The sequence below is a fragment of the Streptomyces sp. NPDC048196 genome (assembly GCF_040652715.1).
GTDB lineage: Bacteria > Actinomycetota > Actinomycetes > Streptomycetales > Streptomycetaceae > Streptomyces > Streptomyces siderophoricus.
The window spans coordinates 73,314-94,095 of sequence record NZ_JBEZMM010000027.1 but is presented as its reverse complement, the minus strand read 5'-3'; the positions used below and the strand labels follow the sequence as shown (position 1 = coordinate 94,095).

Here is a 20,782-nt window from a genome sequence, read left to right as displayed (position 1 = left end):
AAGTTTACGTGGCGTGCGGGCGGCGGGTCGCCGCGGCCTCCAGTACGTACGCCGCCTCGTGGCGGTCCTTGGCGCGGCGGCGGTCCTCCAGGACCGACGTCCAGGCGTTGCGGCGGGCGGTGCGCTGGCCGCCGCGCATGAGGACGGCCTCGACGGCCCGCAGGGCGCCGGTGACGGAGGGAAGGGGGCGGACGGGTGTGGCGCGGAGCGGCGCGGCCTGCATGGTCAGTGACTCCCTCTGGCTGTTCGGACAAGCAGGGGTGGTGTGGGAGCGGTGCGTGCATCCATCGTCACTCAACGGTGTTACCAACGGATGACCTGCCGGTCAAACACCAATGAAACGTTGACGCGGCCCGCCACGCCCCCTGTCCTGAGGGGAGTGCGGGCCGCGTGGTTCCAGCATGTGCCACATTTCACAAGACGGCGCGCCGGGGAGCGCCGGCCGGACTCAAACCGCCTGACTGGACGCCTCGACCTCGCGCCGCTCGATGGCCTGCTGGTAAAGGCGGCCGGCGCGGTACGAGGAGCGGACCAGCGGACCGGACATGACGCCCGCGTAGCCGATCTCCTCGGCCTCCTCCTTGAGCTCCACGAACTCGGCCGGCTTGACCCAGCGCTCGATGGGGTGGTGCCGGACCGACGGGCGCAGGTACTGGGTGATCGTGATCAGCTCGCAGCCCGCTTCGTACAGGTCCTGGAGCGCCTGGCTGATCTCCTCGCGCTCCTCGCCCATGCCCAGGATCAGGTTGGACTTGGTGACCAGGCCGGCCTCGCGGGCCTTGGTGATCACCTCCAGCGACCGCTCGTAACGGAAGCCGGGGCGGATCCGCTTGAAGATCCGCGGGACCGTCTCGACGTTGTGGGCCAGCACCTCCGGGCGGGAGGAGAAGACCTCGGCGAGCTGCTCGGGGACCGCGTTGAAGTCCGGGATCAGCAGCTCGACGCCGGTGCCGGGCATCGCGGCGTGGATCTGCCGGACGGTCTCGGCGTACAGCCAGGCGCCGCCGTCCTCCAGGTCGTCGCGCGCGACGCCGGTGATCGTGGCGTACTTCAGGCCCATGGTCTGCACGGACTCGGCGACCCGGCGCGGCTCGTCGCGGTCCAGCGCCTGCGGTTTGCCGGTGTCGATCTGGCAGAAGTCACACCGACGGGTGCACTGGTCGCCACCGATGAGGAACGTCGCCTCGCGGTCCTCCCAGCACTCGTAGATGTTGGGGCAGCCCGCCTCCTGGCAGACCGTGTGCAGGCCCTCGCTCTTGACCAGGCCCTGGAGGTGGTTGTACTCGGGACCCATTTTCGCCCGGGTCTTGATCCACTCGGGCTTGCGCTCGATGGGGGTCTGGCTGTTCCGGACCTCCAGGCGCAACATCTTGCGTCCGTCGGGTGCGACTGCGGACACGACCGGCTCCCTACCACTTCGTTTCTACGGCGCACACCAGGGTACGCCCGATAATTCGCACGTCTTTACGTGCATGGCAACCCCAGGTCGCAGGGTCGCATTCCCGCGCTGGCCGGGGCGGTCGGACCGTCCCGTACCGCCGGGCGGTCAGACCGCCCGGGGCAGCAGCTCGGCGTTCTCCAGGACGTCGCGCAGATGCTTCTCCACCACGGGCAGCACCTCGGCGATGGTGATCTCCCGGCCCAGCTCACCGGCGAGCGAGGCCACCCCCGCGTCCCGGATGCCGCACGGCACGATCTTGTCGAACGAGGTGTTGTCCGGGTTCACGTTCAGCGAGAAGCCGTGCATCGTGACGCCCTTGGCGACCCGGATGCCGATCGCGGCGAGCTTGCGGTCCTCCCGGCGCTGGCCGGCGTTGGACGGCGCGTACTCCGGGCCGTTCAGCCGCGGGTCGAACAGCTCGTCCGCCAGCCGCGGGTCGAAGTCCAGGTTCAGCCCGCCCAGCGCCGGCCGCTCCTCCAGCGGGTCGCCCAGCACCCAGACGCCGCTGCGGCCCTCGACCCGGCTGCCCTCGATGCCGAACTCGGCGCAGGCCCGGATCAGCGCCTCCTCCAGGCGCCGCACGTGTGCGACGACGTCCACCGGGCGCGGCAGCTTCTGGATCGGGTAGCCGATCAGCTGGCCGGGGCCGTGCCAGGTGATCTTCCCGCCGCGGTCCACGTCGACGACCGGGGTGCCGTCCAAGGGGCGCTCGTCGTCGGACGTGCGCCGGCCCGCGGTGTAGACGGACAGATGCTCCAGCAGCAGACAGGTGTCGGGCACCTCGTCCGCGAACCGGGCGGCGTGGATCCGGCGCTGCTCCTGCCAGGCCGACTCGTAGTCGACCGCGTCGTCACCGAAGCCCAGGTGGACAAAGCGCAGCCCCTCGGGTGCGGGGGTCTCCCCCCGAGAGATCGCAGTCACGGCAGCTCCCATCCGAACTTCTGTTGCGCTGTGCGGCAACGTTGATGCCTTTCGATGCGTTCGCGCCCCCAGCAACTGTACGGCGGCCGGATCCGGTCCCCGCAGGCGGCCGGTGTACCCCCAGCAACCACAGCCCCGCCCCTGCTCACACGATCGGATGAACGCGGGACGCAGGCCGCAAGTACGGCACCGAAGGCCGTTACATTCACGCCGTTCCAAGAGGGCGATGAGCATGCCGGACCGGGTGGGCCGAAACCGGCGCCCGGCCCGGAAGGCAGGAGACCGTAAAGCTGATGACGGAACGACCCGCACACACCCCCAACCGACAGCTCGCCGCGCTCATCGCCGAGGCGGGCTTCTCCAACGCCGGTCTGGCCAGACGGGTCGACCAACTCGGTATCGAGCACGGCCTCGACCTCCGCTACGACAAGACCTCGGTCACCCGCTGGCTGCGCGGTCAGCAGCCCCGGGGCACCACCCCCGCGCTGATCGCGGAGGTCTTCACCCGCCGGCTCGGCCGCCGGCTGTCCGCCCAGGACCTCGGCCTGGACGCCTGTGCGCCGGTGTACGCCGGGCTGGAGTTCGCCGCGAGCCCCACCGAGGCGGTGGACATCGTCAGCGGACTGTGGCGCAAGGACTCCGGCAGCCACGCCGAGCTCCGCAAGATCGCCTTCACTCCGGCCGGGCTCGTGGTGCCCAGTCGCGACTGGCTGATCGGCCGGCCCGACGACCGGGTGGCCCGCGGCGAGCCGGCCACCGGCGAGGCCCCGGGTGGCGGCCCCGGTACGGGCACGGGTGCCGGCGCGGCCGAGAGCGTCGGCCGGGTGCCCGTCCAGGGCGGCCGGGCCTCGGTGCCCCGGCAGCGCCGGACCGCCGACCGGGTCGACCGCACCCAGGGCTCCAAGGTCACCTCCGGCGACATCGCCGCCCTGCGCTCGGTCGGCGAGCTGTTCCGGGCGCTGGACCACGCCTACGGCGGCGGCCACGCCCGGCAGGCCCTGGTGCGCTATCTGGAGCACGAGGCCGAGCCGATGCTGCGCGGCACCTACGGCGAGGCCACCGGCCGCCGGCTGTTCGCGGCGGTCGCCGATCTGACCCGCCTCGCGGGCTGGACCTCGTACGACATCGCCGCGCACGGCCTGGCGCAGCGGTACTTCGTCCAGGCCCTGCGGCTGGCCCAGGCGGCCGGCGACCGGGCGTACGGCTCCTACGTCCTGGTGACGATGAGCCGGCAGGCCGTCTATCTGGGGCACGGCAGGGAGGCCGTCCAGCTGGCGCGCGTCGCCCAGCAGGGCATCGGCAGCGGCGCGCCGCCCGCCGTCCAGGCGCTGCTGCACTCCGCGGAGGCCCGCGGCCACGGTGTCCTGGGCGAGGTCCGGGCCTGCACGGCGGCGCTGGCCCGCGCGGAACGGGCGCTGGAGATCTCCCGCCCCGGGGACGACACCCCGTACTGGGCGCGCTTCTTCGACGAGGCCCAGCTCGCCGACGAACTGGCGCACTGCCACCGCGATCTCCAGCAGTACCGCGCGGCCTCCCAGCACGCCGAGCGCTCCCTGCAGCTGCGCGCCGCCGGGTTCGCCCGCAGCCGGCTCTTCTGCCGGGTGGTGCTGGCGACCGCGCGGCTGGGCCTGGGCGAGCTGGAGCAGGCCTGCACGCTCGGCGCTGAGGCGGCGCTCCAGGCGTCCGAGATGCGGTCGGTGCGGGCCCATGAGTACGTCAGGGAGTTCGAGCGCCGCCTGGAGCCGTACCGGGACGCGGCGCCGGTGCGCGGCTACCGTGAGCGGATCGCCGCGCTGGGCTGAACAGCCGCGCGGGGAGCCGGGCCGGGCGGTGCGCCGGGCCCGGCCGGCCCCGGTGGTCAGGCCGCCGGGCGCAGGACGTCCGGTTCGGTGGTGAGGGCCGGCAGCCCGAAGTCCGTCAACAGGGCGCGGGCCGCCCGCCGGCCCGAGTTCAGCGCCCCCTGGAGCGTGCCGGCGTCGCGGTGGTCGCCGCAGACGTAGAGCCCGGCCAGCACCCGTACGGGCCGCTGCGGATCGTGCGGGGCCGGCATCGCCGGGACCGCGTACGGGTCGTGATGGCCGGTCAGCAGCTCCCAGTCGTCGGTGCGCGCCCCGTAGAGCCGCTCCAGCTGGGGCCGGACGGTCTTGTCGAGGACGGACAGCGGCAGCGCCGCCGCGGCGCCGAGCACGGTCGTGGTGATCAGCGGCCGGCCGGGCGGCGTACGGGACGGGTCGACCGCCCCGGCGCGGAAGCTGCAGGCGACCGGCCCGTCCACCGGCAGGATCGCCGTGGTGGCGTCCCGGCACGGCATGCCGCGGCCGTCCGCACCGGGCGGGGCGGTGTGGTGCAGCACCGTCACCGGGTGGAAGGCGGGCACCCGCAGGCCCGGGAGCAGTTCGGCGGCGTCGCGGGCACCGGTGGCCAGCAGGACCGCCCGGCAGGGGATCCGGCCGTGCTCGGCGGTGCTGACGCCCGTGGTGGAGACCGAGGTGACCTGGACGGAGGTGCGGACCGTGCCGGGCGGCAGGCCGGCCGCGAGCAGGTCGGGGACGGCCGAGGCACCGCCGGCCGGCACCCACAGGCGGCCGGCCTCCGCGTAACCGCGCAGCGCGAGCGCGGCGCTCCGGCTGGAGCCGCGCAGCCGCGGATCGCACAGCAGCATCCCCAGCAGCGGTCGCAGGAAGACGTCCGGGGTGCGGGGCGGGAAGGTGGGCCGGGTCGCCAGGGCGTCCTGGATCGGACGGTCGGCGCGCGCGAGGGCGCGCGCCGCGGAGAGTGCGCCCCTTGTGCTCCGGGAGCCGCTGATGTGCTGCGCCCGCTGGCCGTTGTGCACGCTCAGCACCGGGGCGAACGGACGGAGCGTCAGATCTCCGAGCCCCGGCGTGCGGCGCAGTGCGGCGGCGGAGACGGCCAGCGGCCGGCCGCAGCGGTCCAGCCGGAAGCCGTCGAGCCGGTCGGTGACGGAGCGGCCGCCGATCCGCGCCGCGGCCTCCAGGACCGTGACCGACACCCCCGCGCCGGTCAGGTGGCGGGCGGCGGCGAGACCGGCCGGGCCGGCTCCCACGATGACGACGTCCACGGTCGATGCGGTACGCAGCACATGGCCTCCCGAGGTCGGTCCCAGCGGCGGTGCACGCATTGTCATGCCCTCTGAGGCCGCGAGGAATGCCGAGTGGTGTGTGCGGAAAAGTAGGGAGCCGCCGGCGCGTACGACAGGGGGCGTACGGGGCGCGCAGAAGCGCCCCTGGCGAATGTTTGCCGGCGGCTGCCGGCGGCCGCGGCCGTCTATCGGGGCTGGACGGCGCCCGGCCGCGCCCCCTCAGTCGAGCGCCGCCCGGACCGCCTCGACGATCCGCGGGTGCGCGAACGTGAACCCGGACTCCAGCAGCCGCTTCGGCACCACCCGCTGACTGCCCAGCACGTCCCCGGCGAACTCACCGAGCGCGATCCGCAGCACCGGCGCCGGGACGGAGAACAGCGTGGGGCGGTGCAGCACCCGGCCCATCACGGCGGTGACTTCCCGGTTGGTCACCGGTTCCGGCGCGGTGAGGTTGACCGGACCGGTCAGCTCCTCGGTGGTCACGAGGTGGCGGAGCGCCGCGATGTGGTCGTGCAGGGAGATGAAGCTCCAGTACTGGCTGCCGTCGCCGAGCCGCCCGCCCAGACCGAGCCGGAAGACCGGGAAGAGCCGCCCCCAGGCACCGCCCGAGCGCGCCACGACCAGGCCGGTGCGGGCGAAGACGGTACGGATGCCGGCGTCCTTCGCCGGCCGCGCGGCGGCCTCCCAGTCCACGCACACTTCGGGCAGGAATCCGTGGCCGGCCGGCGCGCCCTCGTCCGTCCGCCGGTCCCCGGTGTCCCCGTAGTAGCCGATCGCGCTGCCCGAGACGAAGACCCGCGGCGGGACGTCCATCGAGGCGAGCGCCTCCGCCAGGGCCCGGGTGCCGAGCACCCGGCTGTCGCGGATCTGCTGCTTGTACGCGGCGGTCCAGCGGTGGTCGCCGACGCCCGCGCCCGCGAGGTGGACCACCGCCTCGCAGCCGGCCAGCCCCGCGGTGTCGACCTGCTGCCGCGCGGGGTCCCAGCGCACCTCGTCGGCGGCCGCCGGGGCGCGCCGTACGAGCCGGACGACGTCGTGGCCGTCCGTGCGCAGGGAGCGTACGAGGGCCGTGCCGATGAGTCCGGTCGAGCCGGTGATCGCGATCCGCATGCGCCCATACTGCCCGGGCCCGGCGTCCGGCGACGGCAACTGCCCGGCGCGGGGCCCGAGTCCCTATGGCCGGAAACGGTCCCAGAGGAGGGGGAAGCGTTCGGCGAGGGTCTCGTCGTCGTCGAAGTCGATGTACGTGCCGAGGGGTTCGCGGGGCGGCGGCGGCAGTTCCAGGTCCGGCATCGACCCGCCGGTCATCTGCTCGTAGGCCTCGTCGGCCGCGTACCCCACCTCCTCGGCGTCCCCGTCCACCGACTCGTCGAAGTCGTCGAGGAGCTCGGCGAGCTGGTCCGGGTCGTGCACCCCGCCCTCGAAGACCTCCCGGCCCTGGGCGATCAGCCAGCAGCGGAAGTAGTCGAAGGCGTCGTCGCTGCAGCCGTCCAGCAGGACCGCGGCCGCCGCCCACAGGTCCCAGGTGTACGCCCGGTTGTAGCGGGACTCGAAGTGGCGGGCGAAGTCCACGACGGCGTCCGGGTCGCGCCTGAGCAGCCGCTCGACCAGCGCGTCGGCCTGCTCCTCGGGTTCCCCCTCGGCCGCCTCGCGCGAGTCGTCGATCAGCTGCCAGAACTCCGTCTCGTCCATCACCGCTCCAGCATCTGCCCTGCCGGGGCGTGCCGCATGCGGAGTCCCCCGGATGCTGCCGTGCCGACGTACGGGCCGGACCGGGCCGGACGCGGGCGGCCTTCCGGGGCGGGGGACGGGGGATGAGCAGGCAGGGAGCGGGGCGACGGGCGGGCCGGGCGCGGGCGGTGGCCGGGAGCGTACGGGCCGCGCGGGGCCGGCCGGGCCGTCGGGTGACCGCCCCAAGAATCACTCGTTGGAAGGCGTGCAACAACCGAACGACGGCATACACGGCATAGTCGGTAAATCTGCCAATTCCTGAAGGGCTGTTTCAGGCCATGCCCATGGACGAACGCACCCGGGCCGACGTCGAACGGGCCGAGGCGGCCCTCGTCGAGCACTATCCGCGGCTGGTCCGCCTCGCCTATCTCGTCCTGCCCCCGTCGATGGGCCGCCACCGCCGGGTGCTCACCGCGCACGGCCTGGTCCAGCGGGCCCTCCCGCGCACCGGTCGCCGGCGCCGCCCGGACGGCGGGCTGCCGGCCCAGCGCGGCCCGCTGCCCGAGAACGGCTACGACCTGGTACGGCTGCGGACCCTGCGGCTGGCGCTGGCCCACGAGGCCCGGCCCGGCCGCGGGCTCCCGGCGGTGCCCCGGGTCTGGGGCCTGCGGCTCTTCCCCCGGGCCGGCGGCGTCGACGAACTCGCCCTGGACCAGGCGCTGTCCGCCGTCCCGGCGTCGGTCCGGGCCGCCATCGGACTGTGGCAGCTGGAGGGTCTGGACGAGGACGCGGTACGGGCGCTGCTGGACCGGGCCGGGGCCACCGACCCCGAGGCCGCGCAGCGGGCGGCCGAGCAACTGGACCGGGAGACCGGCGCGGGGGCCGCGGCGCTGCTGAACTCCGGGGAATTCGACCCCTGTACGGTCCAGACCCGGCCGACGGACCTGCTGCGCCGCCGGCAGCGGCTGCGGGCCGCGGTGGCGCTGGCGGCCGTCGCGGCGATCGGCGCGGTGGTCGCGGCGGTGCCCAGCGGTGGCGGCGATCCGGCGGCCCGCCCGGCGACCCCCGCCGAGCAGGCGCTGGACCCCATCAAGCTGCTGCGCACCCGCACCGAGCAGTGGTCCGACACCGCGCGGCTGGACTTCACCGCCTGGCCCGCGCGCGGCCGGCAGGCCGGCGACGAGGAACTGCTGGGCCGGGCGCTGCGGGTCTGGGCGGCACCGCCCGCCGACGCCCGGATCACCGCCTCCGCGGACACCTCCACCCGCCCACCCGACCATCCGCCGCAGCTGCTGTACGCCGGTCTGATCGACAACGTCATGGTGGTCGTCCTCCACGACGGCGAACGACTGGTCCGCTACGCCGAACCCGAAGACGCCACCCCCACGCTGCACTTCGCGCGGGTGGACGACGCGGACCTGACGACCGGCGCCGCGCTGGTGATCGGCCGCGGCAACGGCTGGATGCGCTATCTGCTCGCCCCCTGGATCTCCGACATCGCCGTCCGCGACCTGCTCGCGCCGGGCGCCCCGCCGCACGGGCTGCACGTCGCCCCCGACGGCGTCACCGACCGCATCCCGCTCCCCCCGCCGACGGGCGGCGGCTGCGGGCACTGGCCGGTGGCGCAGTTCCGCCCCTCGACGCGGATCGGGGCGCCGGCCCCGCCCTTCCTGCTGGCCGACCTCAACGACCTCGTCCCCGTCCACCTCACCTACGTACCGCCGCCGCCCGCCGGCGCGGCGGGCCCGGTCGCGGGGCAGCGCGAGGCCACCGACCCCGCGGCCCTGGGGACCTGGGCCCGTACGGCCTGCGGGCTGGGCGCGTTGCGGGGCGCCGGCGTACGGTCCGTCAGCGACTGGGCGTTCGCGGTGCAGCGCCTCCCCGAGGACGGTGGCAGCGCGACCTGGGTGTGCACCCGCGCCGACACCTGGCGCGGGCCCGGGAGCGCGACCGTCCGCTTCCTGCCGTCCGCCGTACGTCCGGGCGACCCCGGCCGGATCGCCGGCCGGTCCGACGACACCGCCGCCTGCAGCCGCTACGGCCCGCACGTCGTCGGGCACGTCCCCTGGCGGTCGCCGTCCGGGAAGTGGTACCTGCTGGCCGCGGGCGGCCCGGACGTCGTGGGTCTCGACGCCACCGGCGCCCTCCGGGCCACCGCCGAAGGCCCCGCCCTTGCCGCACCGGCCCCCGGCCCGGCCCCCACCGCCGAGGTCGTCGGCCGGCTGCGGAACGGGGGGAGCGTGCGGGCCTTCCGGCCGTAGGGGAGGGGAGGGGAGTGGCCAGGGGGAGCCGGCCGGCGGTGCGGTGCGCGGCGTCCGCCCCGGGCGGGAATCCGGACAGAAGGTGTCGGGATTCGGTGCCAGAGTCACCGTGCGCCGGGCCGGGCGAGCCCTGGTGGGCCGCCGGCCCGTGCGCGCGGCATCCGACAGTGGGGCACCTGACATCGAGGAGTGGAACGTGACGAGTGGGCACGCGACGAACGGCGGGCCGGACCGGCCGGTGACCGCGGAGCTGACCGGGCGGGTGGCGCTGGTCGCCGGGGCGACCCGGGGCGCGGGCCGGGCGATGGCCGTGGAGCTGGGCCGGGCGGGCGCGCTGGTGTACGTCACCGGGCGGACCACCCGTGACCGGGTCAGCGAGGTGGGCCGTCCGACCGAGACGATCGAGCAGACCGCGGAGCTGGTGACCGCAGCGGGAGAGGCGGCCCGTAGGGCCTCGGTCAAGGGTGGTGGTGGGCGACGGGTGGGCGGCACCGGGATCGCGGTACCGACCGACCATCTGGAGCCGGCGCAGGTCAAGGCACTGATCGAGCGCATCGACCGGGAACAGGGGCGGCTGGACGTCCTGGTCAACAGCGTCTGGGGCGGCGACCATCTGCTCGAATTCCACACCAAGCTCTGGGACCTCGATCTGGCCGACGGCCTGCGGATGTTCCGCCTCGGCATCGACACCCACGTCATCACCAGCCATTACGCGCTGCCGCTGATGAACCGGCGGCCCGGCGGACTGCTGGTCGAGGTCACCGACGGCACGGCGTCCTTCAACCGCACCTACCGCGAGAACCTCTGCTTCGACCTCACCAAGAACGCCCCGCACCGCATCGCCTTCGGTCTCGCCGCCGAGGTGAGGGAACTGGGCGGCACGGTGGTGTCGCTCACCCCCGGCTTCCTGCGGTCCGAGGAGATGCTGGACCACTTCGGGGTGACCGAGGAGACCTGGCGCGAGGCGGTGGCCAAGGAGCCGCACTTCGCGATCGCCGAGTCACCGGCCCTGATCGGCCGGGCCGTACGGGCGCTGGCCGCCGATCCCGACAAGGCGCGCTGGACCGGCCGGTCGCTCTCCAGCGGCCAGTTGGCGAAGGAGTACGACTTCACCGACACGGACGGCTCCCGCCCCGACTGCTTCGGCTACTTCGAGGACGTGGTCTTCGGCGACAAGGACGCGACCGCGGCGGACTACCGCTAGGCATCCCGGTCACTCCCGTACAGCGCGGCCGTGCGCCGGGCGGCCGCCGCGAAGCGGTCACGCAGTGCGGCGGGGGCGAGGACCTCGCCCTCGGGACCGAGGGCCAGCAGCTGGGAGTACGCGACCTCGTCGGACTCCACGCGGAGGGTGACCGTCAGCCGGCCCTGCGCGTCCGGCCCGCCGGCGGCCCGGGCGGCGTCGATCGCCTCGCGGGCCGCCGCGGCCTCGGTGACCTGCGGCAGGACCCGTATGCCGTGCTCGGAGAGCCGGAGCACCACCTCGGTACGGAGGATCGAGCGGGCGAACTCCGCGGCCCGCTCGGCCCAGAACGCCGGCAGGTCGAACGATGCGTCCCGGGTGAAGGCGCCGGGCCCGTCGTCGAGCACGTCGACGGCGGTGAACCGGTCGATCCGGTACACCCGGAAGTCCCCCTGCGCCCGCGCCGCCAGATACCACACCCCCGCCTTCAGCACGAGGCCGTACGGCTCCAACTCCCGCCGCACCTCGGTGGGTTCGGCGCCCTTCGCCTTCCGGAGGTAGCGGGCCGCGATCCGGCGGTCGGACCACACGGCCTCGGCGATCGCGGGCAGCAGGCCGGGCGTCTCGGGCTCCTTGTACCAGGCGGGGGCGTCGAGGTGGAAGCGCTGGGCGGCGCCCGCGGCGGCGTCCCGCAGCTCCGGCAGCAGGGCGGCGGAGACCTTCAGCCGGGCGGCGGAGGCGGCGTCGGCGAGCCCCATCTCCCGCAGCGCACAGGGCACTCCGGAGAGGAAGAGCGCCTCCGCCTCGCTGCGGCCGAGTCCCGTGAGGCGGGTGCGGTAGCCGCCGATCAGGCGGTAGCCGCCGGCCCGGCCGCGGTCGGCGTAGACGGGCACCCCGGCCTCGGAGAGGGGAGAGCACGTCCCGCGCGACCGTGCGCTCGGAGACCTCCAGCTCCCGCGCCAGCTCGGCGCCGGTCATCGCCGGGCGCGACTGGAGCAGCAGCACCATCTTGATCAGCCGGGCAGCACGCATGCCTTCATGATGCCGGGGACCACTGACAACGCCGGGGCGCGGCGGGGGCGGACGGTCAACGCCGGGGGCGGACGGTCCGCCCCGGCCGGCAGAAGGAAGGCCCGGCCGTGGTCAGGGCGTGACCGGCCGGGCCGTGGGTTCCCGTGCGGAGGTTCCGGGCGCGGGTGGGTGACCTCCGCACGGGAGTATGGGTGCCCCTGGTCGGGGGCGGCTCAGAAGCCGTAGCGCTCGCGGGCCTCCTTGACCGCGGACGCCGGGACGTCGCCGCGGCGGGCGAGCTGGGCCAGGGCCGCGACGACCAGCGACTCGGCGTCGACGCCGAAGTGGCGGCGGGCCGCCTCGCGGGTGTCGGACAGGCCGAAGCCGTCCGCGCCGAGGGAGGACCAGTCCTGCTCGACCCACTGCGCGATCTGGTCCGGGACCTGGCGCATGTAGTCGCTGACCGCCAGGACCGGCGTCTCGACGCCGCTGAGCGCCTCGCGGACGTACGGCGTGCGCTGCTCGCCGCGCAGGGTGGCCTCGTCGGCCGCCAGCGCGTCGCGCCGCAGCTCCGTCCAGGAGGTCGCGGACCACACGTCGGCGGCCACGCCCCACTCCTCGGCGAGCAGCCGCTGGGCCGCCAGTGCCCAGTGGATCGCGGTGCCGGAGGCCAGCAGCTGGATCCCCGGGGCGTCGGCGGGCACCGTGACGCCCGCCGTGGCCGCGGTGTTGAAGCGGTACAGGCCGCGGACGATGCCCTCGTCGACGCCCGCGGGCTTGGCCGGCTGGGGCATCGGCTCGTTGTAGACCGTGAGGTAGTAGAAGACGTTCGGGTCCTCGCCGGGGGCGGTCTCGCCGTACATGCGGCGCAGGCCGTCCTTGACGATCGCCGCGACCTCGTACGCGAACGCCGGGTCGTACGACAGCGCCGCCGGGTTGGTCGACGCGATCATCGGCGAGTGGCCGTCCGCGTGCTGCAGGCCCTCACCGGTCAGCGTGGTGCGGCCGGCCGTGGCGCCGACCAGGAAGCCCTTGCCGAGCTGGTCGCCGAGCTGCCACATCTGGTCGGCGGTGCGCTGCCAGCCGAACATCGAGTAGAAGATGTAGAACGGGATCATCGTCTCGCCGTGCGTGGCGTACGCGGTGGCGGCGGCGATGAAGTCCGCCATCGAACCGGCCTCGGTGATCCCCTCGTTGAGGATCTGGCCGTCCTTGGCTTCCTTGTAGTACATCAGCTGGTCGCGGTCGACCGGCTCGTAGGTCTGGCCCTTGGGGGAGTAGATCCCGAGCGACGGGAAGAGCGACTCCATGCCGAAGGTGCGCGCCTCGTCGGGGACGATCGGCACCCAGCGCTTGCCGGTCTGCTTGTCGCGGATGAGGTCCTTGACCAGCCGGACGAAGGCCATGGTGGTGGCCACGGACTGGTTGCCGGAGCCCTTGTCGAAGGCGGCGAAGGCCTTGTCGGCCGGGGCCGGCAGCGGCGCGAGCGGGTGGGAGCGGCGGGCCGGGGCCGGGCCGCCGAGGGCCGCGCGGCGCTCCTGGAGGTAGCGGACCTCGGGGGAGTCGGCGCCCGGGTGGCCGTAGGGGACCTGGCCGTCGGTGAAGTCGCTGTCGGGGATGGGGAGTTCGAGCAGGTCGCGCATGACCTTGAACTCGTCCACCGTCAGCTTCTTCATCTGGTGGTTGGCGTTCTTGGACTCGAAACCCTTGCCGAGGGTGAAGCCCTTGACCGTCTGCGCGAGGATCACGGTCGGGGCGCCCTTGTGCTCCACGGCCGCCTTGTACGCCGCGTAGACCTTGCGCGACTCGTGGCCGCCGCGCGAGAGGTGGAAGCACTCCAGGATCTTGTCGTCGGAGAGCAGCTTCGCCATCTCGACGAGGGCGGGCTCGGCGCCGAAGAAGTGGTCGCGTATGTAGGCCGCGTCGCGGGTCGCGTAGGTCTGGAACTGGGCGTCCGGCACCTCGCGCAGCCGGCGGGCCAGCGCGCCGGTGGTGTCGAGCCGGAAGAGCTCGTCCCAGGCGGTGCCCCACAGCGTCTTGACGACGTTCCAGCCGGCGCCGCGGAACTGGGCCTCCAGCTCCTGCACGATCTTGAAGTTGGCGCGGACCGGGCCGTCCAGGCGCTGCAGGTTGCAGTTGATGACGAAGGTGAGGTTGTCCAGGCCCTCACGGGAGGCGAGCGCGAGCGCGGCGGTCGACTCCGGCTCGTCCATCTCGCCGTCGCCCAGGAACGCCCAGACGTGCGAGTCGGAGACGTCCTTGATACCGCGGTGGGTCAGATAGCGGTTGAAGCGTGCCTGGTAGATGGCCGAGAGCGGGCCGAGGCCCATCGACACGGTGGGGAACTCCCACAGCCAGGGCAGCCGCCGCGGGTGCGGGTAGGACGGCAGGCCCTTGCCGCCGGCCTCGCGGCGGAAGTGGTCGAGGTGCTCCTCGGTGAGGCGGCCGTCGAGGAAGGCGCGGGCGTAGATGCCGGGCGCGGCGTGGCCCTGGATGTAGAGCTGGTCGCCGGATCCGCCGGTGGAGGAGTCCTCCTTGCCGCGGAAGAAGTGGTTGAAGCCGGTCTCGTAGAGCCAGGCCGCGGAAGCGAAGGTCGCGATGTGGCCGCCGACGCCGTACTTGGCGCCGCGGGAGACCATCGCGGCCGCGTTCCAGCGGTTCCAGGCGGCGATCCGGGCTTCCATCGCCTCGTCGCCCGGCACGGCGGGCTCGGCGGCGGTGGGGATGGTGTTGAGGTAGTCGCTCTCCAGGAGCTGGGGGAGCGCGAGCCCCGACTGCTCCAGGGTGCGGCGCATCAGGTAGGCGGCGCGATGCGGGCCCGCCGCCTTGGTGACGGCGTCGAGCGACTCGCGCCACTCGGCCGTCTCCTCGGGGTCGCGGTCCGGGAGCTGGTCGAGCTGGCTGTACGGCAGGCGCACGGGGTCGGGCATGGGTGGCCCCTTTCCGGACGGGAGGGAAGCTCGGGGGTGCCGTCGAGGAACGGGCCGCGCCCGTGGGCTGCGGCGGGATCTCGACGGCACCCGGATGCGAGTTCGGCAGTTTCGGCAGGCAGGGTGTCGCGCCCCGTCGGAAGACGATACGCCCCTGATCGATGATCGATCAACGCTCGGCGAACGAAAAACCGCAGGTCGGCACGGGGTGCCGCGAATTTGGGCACTCGGTGCCAGCCCCGGAGGGGTCCTCCGCTATGCCGCGCCGGGGCCCCGCGGGCTCGCCCGGCGCATCCGCTCAGACCCTCGGTGCGCAGCTCAGCACGTGTGTCTTGAGCAGGGTGCCGATCTTCGGGTCGCGCCGCCGGAACGCGTCCACGATCTCCTGGTGGTCCTGGGCGTGCGAGCGCTGCTCCGGGCTGAACCAGCGGATCGACAGCGCCGTCCAGACCTCGATGCCCAGCGACTCCCAGGTGTGCAGCAGCACGGCGTTCCCGGCGGCCCGCACGATCTCCCGGTGGAACGCCACGGTGTGCCGCACCTGTGCCTCCCCGTCGCCCGCCAGGTCCGCCTCGCGCAGCGCCGCCACCTCCCGCTCCAGCGCGGCGGTGTCCTCCGCCAGCCGCCCGGCGGCCAGCTCGGCGGCGACCTGCTCCAGCCCGGCCCGCACCGGGTAGCTCTCCTTGAGGTCGGCCGCGGTCAGATTCCGGACCCGTACGCCCTTGTTGGGTGCCGACTCGATCAGCCGCAGCGACTCCAGCTCGCGCAGCGCCTCCCGCACGGGCGTCTGGCTGACCTCCAGCTCCACCGCGATCCGCCGCTCGACGATCCGCTCGCCCGGCTGCCAGCGGCCGCTGACGATCCCCTCAAGGATGTGCTCGCGGATCTGCTCGCGCAGCGAATGGACGACGGGCGGGGTCATGAGGTGCTCCTTCAGAGCGGGTGGTGACGCGGCGGGTGGCGAGGGGGCCATTATCCGGGACGGCGGCCGGACGGCGGCATGCAGAAGGGCCGGCTCCGGTCCGTACGGATGCCGTACGAACCGGTGCCGGCCCCTGCTGCTACCCGCCTACCGGGCGACTGCCGGGCTCAGAGACCGATCTCGGTCTCGAACTCGGCGGCCTCCAGGATCTGCTTGACCGTGGTCAGGTAGCGGGCGGCGTCGGCGCCGTCCACCAGACGGTGGTCGTAGGAGAGCGCGAGGTAGGTCATGTCGCGCACCGCGATGGTCTCGCCGAGGTCCGGGTGGTTGATGACCACCGGACGCTTGACGGTCGCGCCGATGCCCAGGATGCCGACCTGGTTCGGGGGCACGATCACGGTGTCGAACAGCGCGCCGCGCGACCCGGTGTTGGAGATGGTGAAGGTCGCACCGGAGAGCTCGTCCGGGGTGATCTTGTTCGCCCGGACCTTGCCCGCCAGCTCCGCCGTCTTACGGGCGATACCGGCGATGTTGAGGTCGCCCGCACCCTTGATGACGGGGGTCATCAGGCCCTTCTCCGCGTCCACCGCGATACCGATGTTCTCGGTGTCGAAGTAGGTGATGGTGCCCTCGTCCTCGTTGATCCGGGCGTTGACGACCGGGTGGGCCTTCAGCGCCTGGACGGCGGCCTTGACGAAGAACGGCATCGGGGAGAGCTTGACGCCCTCACGCTGCGCGAAGGCGTCCTTGGCCTTGTTGCGCATCCGCATGATCGCGGTGATGTCCACCTCGACCACGGTGGTCAGCTGCGCCTGGCCGTGCAGGGCCTTCATCATGTTGTCGCCGATGACCTTGCGCATCCGCGGCATCTTGACGGTCTGACCGCGCAGCGGCGAGACCTCCAGCGCCGGGGCCTTCGACGCGGCCGGGGCGGCGGCAGCGGCCGGGGCGGCCTGCTGCTGCTTGGCGGCCTCGGCGGCGGCGATGACGTCCTGCTTGCGGATCCGGCCACCGACACCGGTGCCCTTGACCGTGGCGAGGTCCACGCCGCTCTCCGCGGCGAGCTTGCGCACCAGCGGGGTGACGTAGGCGCCCTCGCCCTCACCGGCGGCCGGGGCCGGGGTGACGGGAGCCGGGGCGGCCGGAGCCGGCGCGGGGGCCGGAGCCGGAGCCGGCGCCGGGGCGGCAGCGGCCGGCGCCGGAGCGGCCGGGGCGGGCGCCGGAGCCGGGGTGGGCTCGGCGGCGGGGGCCGGAGCGGCCGGGGCCGGAGCCGCGGGGGCGGCGGGGGCCGCGCCCTTGGCACCGATGACGGCGAGCTTGGCGCCGACCTCGGCGGTCTCGTCCTCGCCGACCACGATCTCCAGCAGGGTGCCGGAGGCCGGCGCCGGGATCTCGGTGTCGACCTTGTCGGTGGAGACCTCCAGCAGCGGCTCGTCGGCCGAGACCTCCTCGCCGACCTCCTTCAGCCAGCGGGTGACGGTGCCCTCGGTGACGCTCTCACCGAGCGCGGGGAGGACGACGTCGGTGCCCTCGGCACCGCCCGCGGGGGCGGCGGCGGGGGCCGGGGCCTCGGCGGCCGGGGCCGGAGCCGCGGCGGGCTCGGGCTGCGCGGCCGGGGCGGGGGCCTCGGCGGCGGCCGGGGCCGGGGCGGCAGCCGGGGCACCGGTGCCGTCGTCGATGACGGCCAGCTCGGCGCCGACCTCAACGGTCTCGTCCTCGGCCACCTTGATGGAGGTCAGGATGCCGGCGGCCGGGGCCGGGATCTCGGTGTCGACCTTGTCGGTCGACACCTCCAGCAGAGGCTCGTCGGCCTCTACGCGCTCACCCTCGGCCTTCAGCCAGCGAGTGACGGTGCCCTCGGTGACGCTCTCGCCGAGCGCCGGAAGGGATACGGAAACCGCCATGGTTTCGGTTGCTCCTTACGAATTGCAGGATGTGGTCGTCGCGCCCGGACTCGGGTCAGTCGTGGGAGTGGAGGGGCTTGCCGGCCAGGGCCAGGTGGGCCTCGCCGAGCGCCTCGTTCTGCGTCGGGTGCGCGTGCACCAGCTGCGCAACCTCGGCCGGCAGGGCCTCCCAGTTGTAGACCAGCTGGGCCTCGCCGACCTGCTCGCCCATACGGTCACCGACCATGTGGACGCCGACCACGGCACCGTCCTTGACCTGGACGAGCTTGATCTCGCCCGCGGTCTTGAGGATCTTGCTCTTGCCGTTGCCCGCGAGGTTGTACTTCAGGGCGACGACCTTGTCGGCGCCGTACAGCTCCTTGGCCTTGGCCTCGGTGATGCCCACCGAAGCGACCTCGGGGTGGCAGTACGTCACCCGCGGCACGCCGTCGTAGTCGATCGGGACCACGTTCAGACCGGCCAGCCGCTCCGCCACCAGCATGCCCTCGGCGAAGCCGACGTGCGCGAGCTGGAGGGTGGGGACGAGGTCACCGACGGCCGAGATGGTCGGCACGTTGGTCTGCATGTACTCGTCGACGAGGACGTAGCCGCGGTCCGTCGCGACGCCCTGCTCCTCGTAGCCCAGGCCCGCCGAGACCGGCCCGCGGCCGATCGCGACCAGGAGCACCTCGGCCTCGAAGGTCTTGCCGTCGGCGAGGGTGACCTTGACGCCGTCGGTGGTGTACTCGGCCTTGTCGAAGAAGGTCCCGAGGTTGAACTTGATGCCCCGCTTGCGGAAGGCCCGCTCCAGCAGCTTGGAGCTGTTCTCGTCCTCGACCGGGACGAGGTGCTTGAGGCCCTCGACGATGGTGACGTCGGTGCCGAAGGACTTCCACGCCGAGGCGAACTCGACGCCGATCACGCCGCCGCCCAGGACGATCGCGGACTTCGGCACGCGGTCCAGCTTGAGCGCGTGGTCCGAGGAGATGATGCGGTCGCCGTCGATCTCCAGGCCCGGCAGGGACTTCGGCACGGAGCCGGTCGCCAGCAGGACGTGGCGGCCCTGGACGCGCTGGCCGTTCACGTCCACGGAGGTCGGGGAGGACAGGCGGCCCTCACCCTCGATGTACGTCACCTTGCGGGAGGCGATCAGACCCTGCAGGCCCTTGTACAGGCCCGAGATGACGTCGTCCTTGTACTTGTGGACCGCCGCCATGTCAATGCCCTCGAAAGTGGCCTTGACACCGAACTGCTCGCTCTCGCGAGCCTGGTCGGCGATCTCACCGGCGTGCAGCAGTGCCTTCGTGGGGATGCAGCCGTTGTGCAGGCAGGTACCGCCGACCTTGCCCTTCTCGATCAGGGCGACGTCCAGGCCCAGCTGCGCCCCGCGCAGGGCAGCGGCGTAACCACCGCTACCGCCTCCGAGGATCACTAGGTCGAAAACGGTGCTGGCGTCGTTCGCCACGTCACGTCCTCCATGCATGGATGCGCCGGACCGGTCTGCGATGACCGGACCGCGGCTGTTGTTCGGCCGCTTTAATTTCGGCCCTGGGTAAGGGGGGCCCTGTCCTGCCGAGAACCCATCTTCGCACTTGTTCAACGAAGCCGGGACGGCGGGCCGGGCTCTGGACGGTTGATCACCGCCCTCAATGGGGTTACCGGTGCGTATGCACGTGCGGATTTCGTTGAGGGCGAACAGTGCCCCGTACGCACACCGACGGCCCCGGGCTGTGAGCTCGGGGCCGTACGGACAAAACAGACCAGACGGGCCGGCGTCAGCCGAGGTCGCCCGCGGCGGTGCGCTCGGCCAGCCGCACCAGGGTGCGGACCGCGGAGCCGGTACCGCCCTTGGGGGTGTAGCCCCAGGGCGAGCCCTCGTGGAAGGCCGGGCCGGCGATGTCCAGGTGGGCCCACGGGATGCCCTCGCCGATGAACTCCTTCAGGAAGAGCCCGGCGACCAGACCGCCGCCCATCCGCTCACCCATGTTGGCGATGTCGGCGACCGGCGAGTCCATGCCCTTGCGGAGGTGCTCGGGCATCGGCATCGGCCAGGACTGCTCGCCGACCTCCTCCGCGATCTCGTGGATCGAGGTGCGGAAGGCCTCGTCGTTGGCCATGATCCCGAAGTGCCGGTGGCCGAGTGCCAGCACCATCGCGCCGGTCAGCGTGGCGACGTCCACGATCGCGTCCGGCTCCTCCTCCGAGGCCCGGGCCAGCGCGTCGGCCAGGACCAGCCGGCCCTCGGCGTCCGTGTTGAGCACCTCGACGGTCTTGCCGCTGTACATGGTCAGCACGTCACCCGGGCGGGTGGCGGAGCCGGACGGCATGTTCTCGGCGAGCGCCAGCCAGCCGGTGACGTTGACCGGAAGGCCCAGCCGGGCCGCGGTCACGACGGCGGCGAACACCGCGGCGGCGCCGCTCATGTCGCACTTCATGGTCTCGTTGTGGCCGGCCGGCTTGAGCGAGATGCCGCCCGAGTCGTAGGTGATGCCCTTGCCGACCAGCGCCAGGGTCTTGGTCGCCTTGGGGTGGGTGTGCGCGATCCGCACCAGCCGCGGCGGGGCCTCCGAGCCCTGGCCGACGCCCATGAGGCCGCCGTAGCCGCCCTTCTTGAGCGCCTTCTCGTCCAGCACCTCGACCTTGAGGCCGAACTCCTTGGCCGCGGCCTGTGCCTCGGCCGCGAAGGACTTCGGGTCGAGGGCGTTGGAGGGGGTGTTGATCAGGTCGCGGGCGCGGTTGATCTCCGCGGCCAGCGCCTGCGCGCGCTCGGTGGCGGCCTTGAACTCCTTGTCGCGCGGCTTGCCGCCGAGGATCGCGACCTCGGCCAGCGGCGCCGACTTGCCGTCGTTCTTCTTGCCGTTCTTGCCGTTGCCGGCGCCGTTGCTGCGGAACGCGGTGAAGGCGTAGGCGCCGAGCAGCGCGCCCTCGCCCACCGCCGCGGCGGCCTCGGCGTCCTCGACCGGCAGCGCGAAGCCGGCCTTCTTGCTGCCGGCCAGCGCCCGGGCGGCACTGCCCGCGGCGCGCCGCAGCGCCTCGTGGTCGTAGTCGTCGCCCTTGGCGGGCGCGTCGCCCAGGCCGACCGCCAGCACGACCGGCGTCTTGAGACCGTCCGCCGCGGGCAGCTTGGTCACCTCGCCCTCGGCACCACTCGCGCCGAGGGTCTCCAGCACACCGGCGAGCTTGCCGCCGAACGCCTTGTCCACGGCCTCGGCGCCGGGGGCCACGACGACGCCCTTGGCGCCCTTGGCCACGCCGACGACGACGGCATCCGCACGCACCGTTGCGGCGGAAGAAGTACTGAGGGTCAGTGCAGTCACGGTGATGAGAGTCCTGTTCCGTCCGGGAATCCGTTGTCGCGCCTTGGCGCGCTGCTGCGGCCGAGCCTACGCTCGGCGGCGCCGCGAGGCCCGGCCCGCTGCCGTACCGGTGCGGACCGTTGCGCGGCGGGCCGTGCCGATC

General features: G+C 73.4%; 14 protein-coding genes and 1 pseudogene. 3 read left to right on the top strand and 12 right to left on the bottom strand.

The genetic code is table 11. The features are described from left to right. Nucleotides 1-4: 4 nt before the first annotated feature. From AB0E02_RS24485 to lipB, 3 genes are all read right to left on the bottom strand, one after another. A complete protein-coding gene (locus AB0E02_RS24485; protein WP_201801924.1) occupies nucleotides 5-223 on the bottom strand; it encodes a hypothetical protein in 219 nt (72 codons plus the stop codon). Between the two features lie 225 nt (nucleotides 224-448). After that, nucleotides 449-1,399 (bottom strand): lipoyl synthase, encoded by a 951-nt coding sequence (gene lipA / locus AB0E02_RS24480; RefSeq protein ID WP_362142623.1) that lies wholly within the window; start codon nucleotides 1,397-1,399, stop codon nucleotides 449-451. A gap of 147 nt (nucleotides 1,400-1,546) precedes the next feature. After that, nucleotides 1,547-2,374 (bottom strand): lipoyl(octanoyl) transferase LipB, encoded by an 828-nt coding sequence (gene lipB / locus AB0E02_RS24475; RefSeq protein WP_362142621.1) that lies wholly within the window; start codon nucleotides 2,372-2,374, stop codon nucleotides 1,547-1,549. 281 nt (nucleotides 2,375-2,655) lie between these two features. Here lipB and AB0E02_RS24470 point away from each other — a divergent pair, with 281 nt between their 5' ends. Continuing rightward, nucleotides 2,656-4,164, top strand: coding sequence for a regulator (locus tag AB0E02_RS24470; RefSeq protein ID WP_362142618.1), 1,509 nt, complete (start codon nucleotides 2,656-2,658; stop codon nucleotides 4,162-4,164). A gap of 56 nt (nucleotides 4,165-4,220) precedes the next feature. On the opposite strand, the gene AB0E02_RS24465 is transcribed toward AB0E02_RS24470, so the two are convergent. The 3 genes from AB0E02_RS24465 to AB0E02_RS24455 form a co-directional block, all read right to left on the bottom strand. Further along, nucleotides 4,221-5,462 (bottom strand): FAD-dependent oxidoreductase, encoded by a 1,242-nt coding sequence (locus AB0E02_RS24465; protein WP_362142617.1) that lies wholly within the window; start codon nucleotides 5,460-5,462, stop codon nucleotides 4,221-4,223. 219 nt (nucleotides 5,463-5,681) lie between these two features. Continuing rightward, nucleotides 5,682-6,572 (bottom strand): TIGR01777 family oxidoreductase, encoded by an 891-nt coding sequence (locus AB0E02_RS24460; RefSeq protein WP_362142615.1) that lies wholly within the window; start codon nucleotides 6,570-6,572, stop codon nucleotides 5,682-5,684. 63 nt (nucleotides 6,573-6,635) lie between these two features. Further along, complete coding sequence (locus AB0E02_RS24455) at nucleotides 6,636-7,154, bottom strand: DUF4240 domain-containing protein (RefSeq protein ID WP_362142614.1); 519 nt, start codon at nucleotides 7,152-7,154, stop codon at nucleotides 6,636-6,638. 323 nt (nucleotides 7,155-7,477) lie between these two features. On the opposite strand from AB0E02_RS24455, the gene AB0E02_RS24450 reads away from it, so the two are divergent. Together AB0E02_RS24450 and AB0E02_RS24445 are read left to right on the top strand one after the other, a co-directional pair. Next, nucleotides 7,478-9,394: a hypothetical protein gene (locus tag AB0E02_RS24450; protein ID WP_362142612.1), complete on the top strand. Its 1,917-nt coding sequence runs from the start codon at nucleotides 7,478-7,480 to the stop codon at nucleotides 9,392-9,394. Between the two features lie 238 nt (nucleotides 9,395-9,632). Beyond that, a complete protein-coding gene (locus AB0E02_RS24445) occupies nucleotides 9,633-10,598 on the top strand; it encodes an SDR family oxidoreductase (protein WP_362142644.1) in 966 nt (321 codons plus the stop codon). On the opposite strand, the pseudogene AB0E02_RS24440 reads toward AB0E02_RS24445, so the two are convergent. From AB0E02_RS24440 to AB0E02_RS24415, 6 genes and pseudogenes are all read right to left on the bottom strand, one after another. After that, nucleotides 10,595-11,609 (bottom strand): annotated as a pseudogene (locus AB0E02_RS24440) (WYL domain-containing protein). The gene AB0E02_RS24445 and the pseudogene AB0E02_RS24440 sit on opposite strands and share 4 nt — an antisense overlap. Before the next feature lie 212 nt (nucleotides 11,610-11,821). Further along, complete coding sequence (aceE, locus tag AB0E02_RS24435) at nucleotides 11,822-14,518, bottom strand: pyruvate dehydrogenase (acetyl-transferring), homodimeric type (RefSeq protein WP_362142610.1); 2,697 nt, start codon at nucleotides 14,516-14,518, stop codon at nucleotides 11,822-11,824. 298 nt (nucleotides 14,519-14,816) lie between these two features. After that, entirely contained in the window at nucleotides 14,817-15,440 is a 624-nt protein-coding gene (locus tag AB0E02_RS24430) for a GntR family transcriptional regulator (protein ID WP_030414848.1), read from the bottom strand. Between the two features lie 167 nt (nucleotides 15,441-15,607). Continuing rightward, on the bottom strand, nucleotides 15,608-17,344 hold the full coding sequence (gene sucB, locus AB0E02_RS24425; RefSeq protein WP_362142608.1) for a 2-oxoglutarate dehydrogenase, E2 component, dihydrolipoamide succinyltransferase: 1,737 nt from the start codon (nucleotides 17,342-17,344) through the stop codon (nucleotides 15,608-15,610). Between the two features lie 55 nt (nucleotides 17,345-17,399). After that, a complete protein-coding gene (lpdA, locus tag AB0E02_RS24420) occupies nucleotides 17,400-18,788 on the bottom strand; it encodes a dihydrolipoyl dehydrogenase (protein WP_362142606.1) in 1,389 nt (462 codons plus the stop codon). Between the two features lie 310 nt (nucleotides 18,789-19,098). Next, nucleotides 19,099-20,640 carry a leucyl aminopeptidase gene (locus AB0E02_RS24415; RefSeq protein ID WP_362142604.1) on the bottom strand — a complete coding sequence of 514 codons (1,542 nt, stop codon included), beginning with the start codon at nucleotides 20,638-20,640 and terminating at the stop codon, nucleotides 19,099-19,101. Nucleotides 20,641-20,782: the final 142 nt, after the last annotated feature.

Excerpts from the sequence above, each read along its gene's own strand:
- lipB (WP_362142621.1), bottom strand. The coding sequence starts at position 2,374 with ATGGGAGCTGCCGTGACTGCGATCTCTCGGGGGGAGACCCCCGCACCC.
- AB0E02_RS24430 (WP_030414848.1), bottom strand. The coding sequence starts at position 15,440 with ATGACCCCGCCCGTCGTCCATTCGCTGCGCGAGCAGATCCGCGAGCAC.
- AB0E02_RS24450 (WP_362142612.1), top strand. The coding sequence starts at position 7,478 with ATGGACGAACGCACCCGGGCCGACGTCGAACGGGCCGAGGCGGCCCTC.
- sucB (WP_362142608.1), bottom strand. The coding sequence starts at position 17,344 with ATGGCGGTTTCCGTATCCCTTCCGGCGCTCGGCGAGAGCGTCACCGAG.
- AB0E02_RS24460 (WP_362142615.1), bottom strand. The coding sequence starts at position 6,572 with ATGCGGATCGCGATCACCGGCTCGACCGGACTCATCGGCACGGCCCTC.
- AB0E02_RS24455 (WP_362142614.1), bottom strand. The coding sequence starts at position 7,154 with ATGGACGAGACGGAGTTCTGGCAGCTGATCGACGACTCGCGCGAGGCG.
- AB0E02_RS24485 (WP_201801924.1), bottom strand. The coding sequence starts at position 223 with ATGCAGGCCGCGCCGCTCCGCGCCACACCCGTCCGCCCCCTTCCCTCC.
- aceE (WP_362142610.1), bottom strand. The coding sequence starts at position 14,518 with ATGCCCGACCCCGTGCGCCTGCCGTACAGCCAGCTCGACCAGCTCCCG.
- AB0E02_RS24470 (WP_362142618.1), top strand. The coding sequence starts at position 2,656 with ATGACGGAACGACCCGCACACACCCCCAACCGACAGCTCGCCGCGCTC.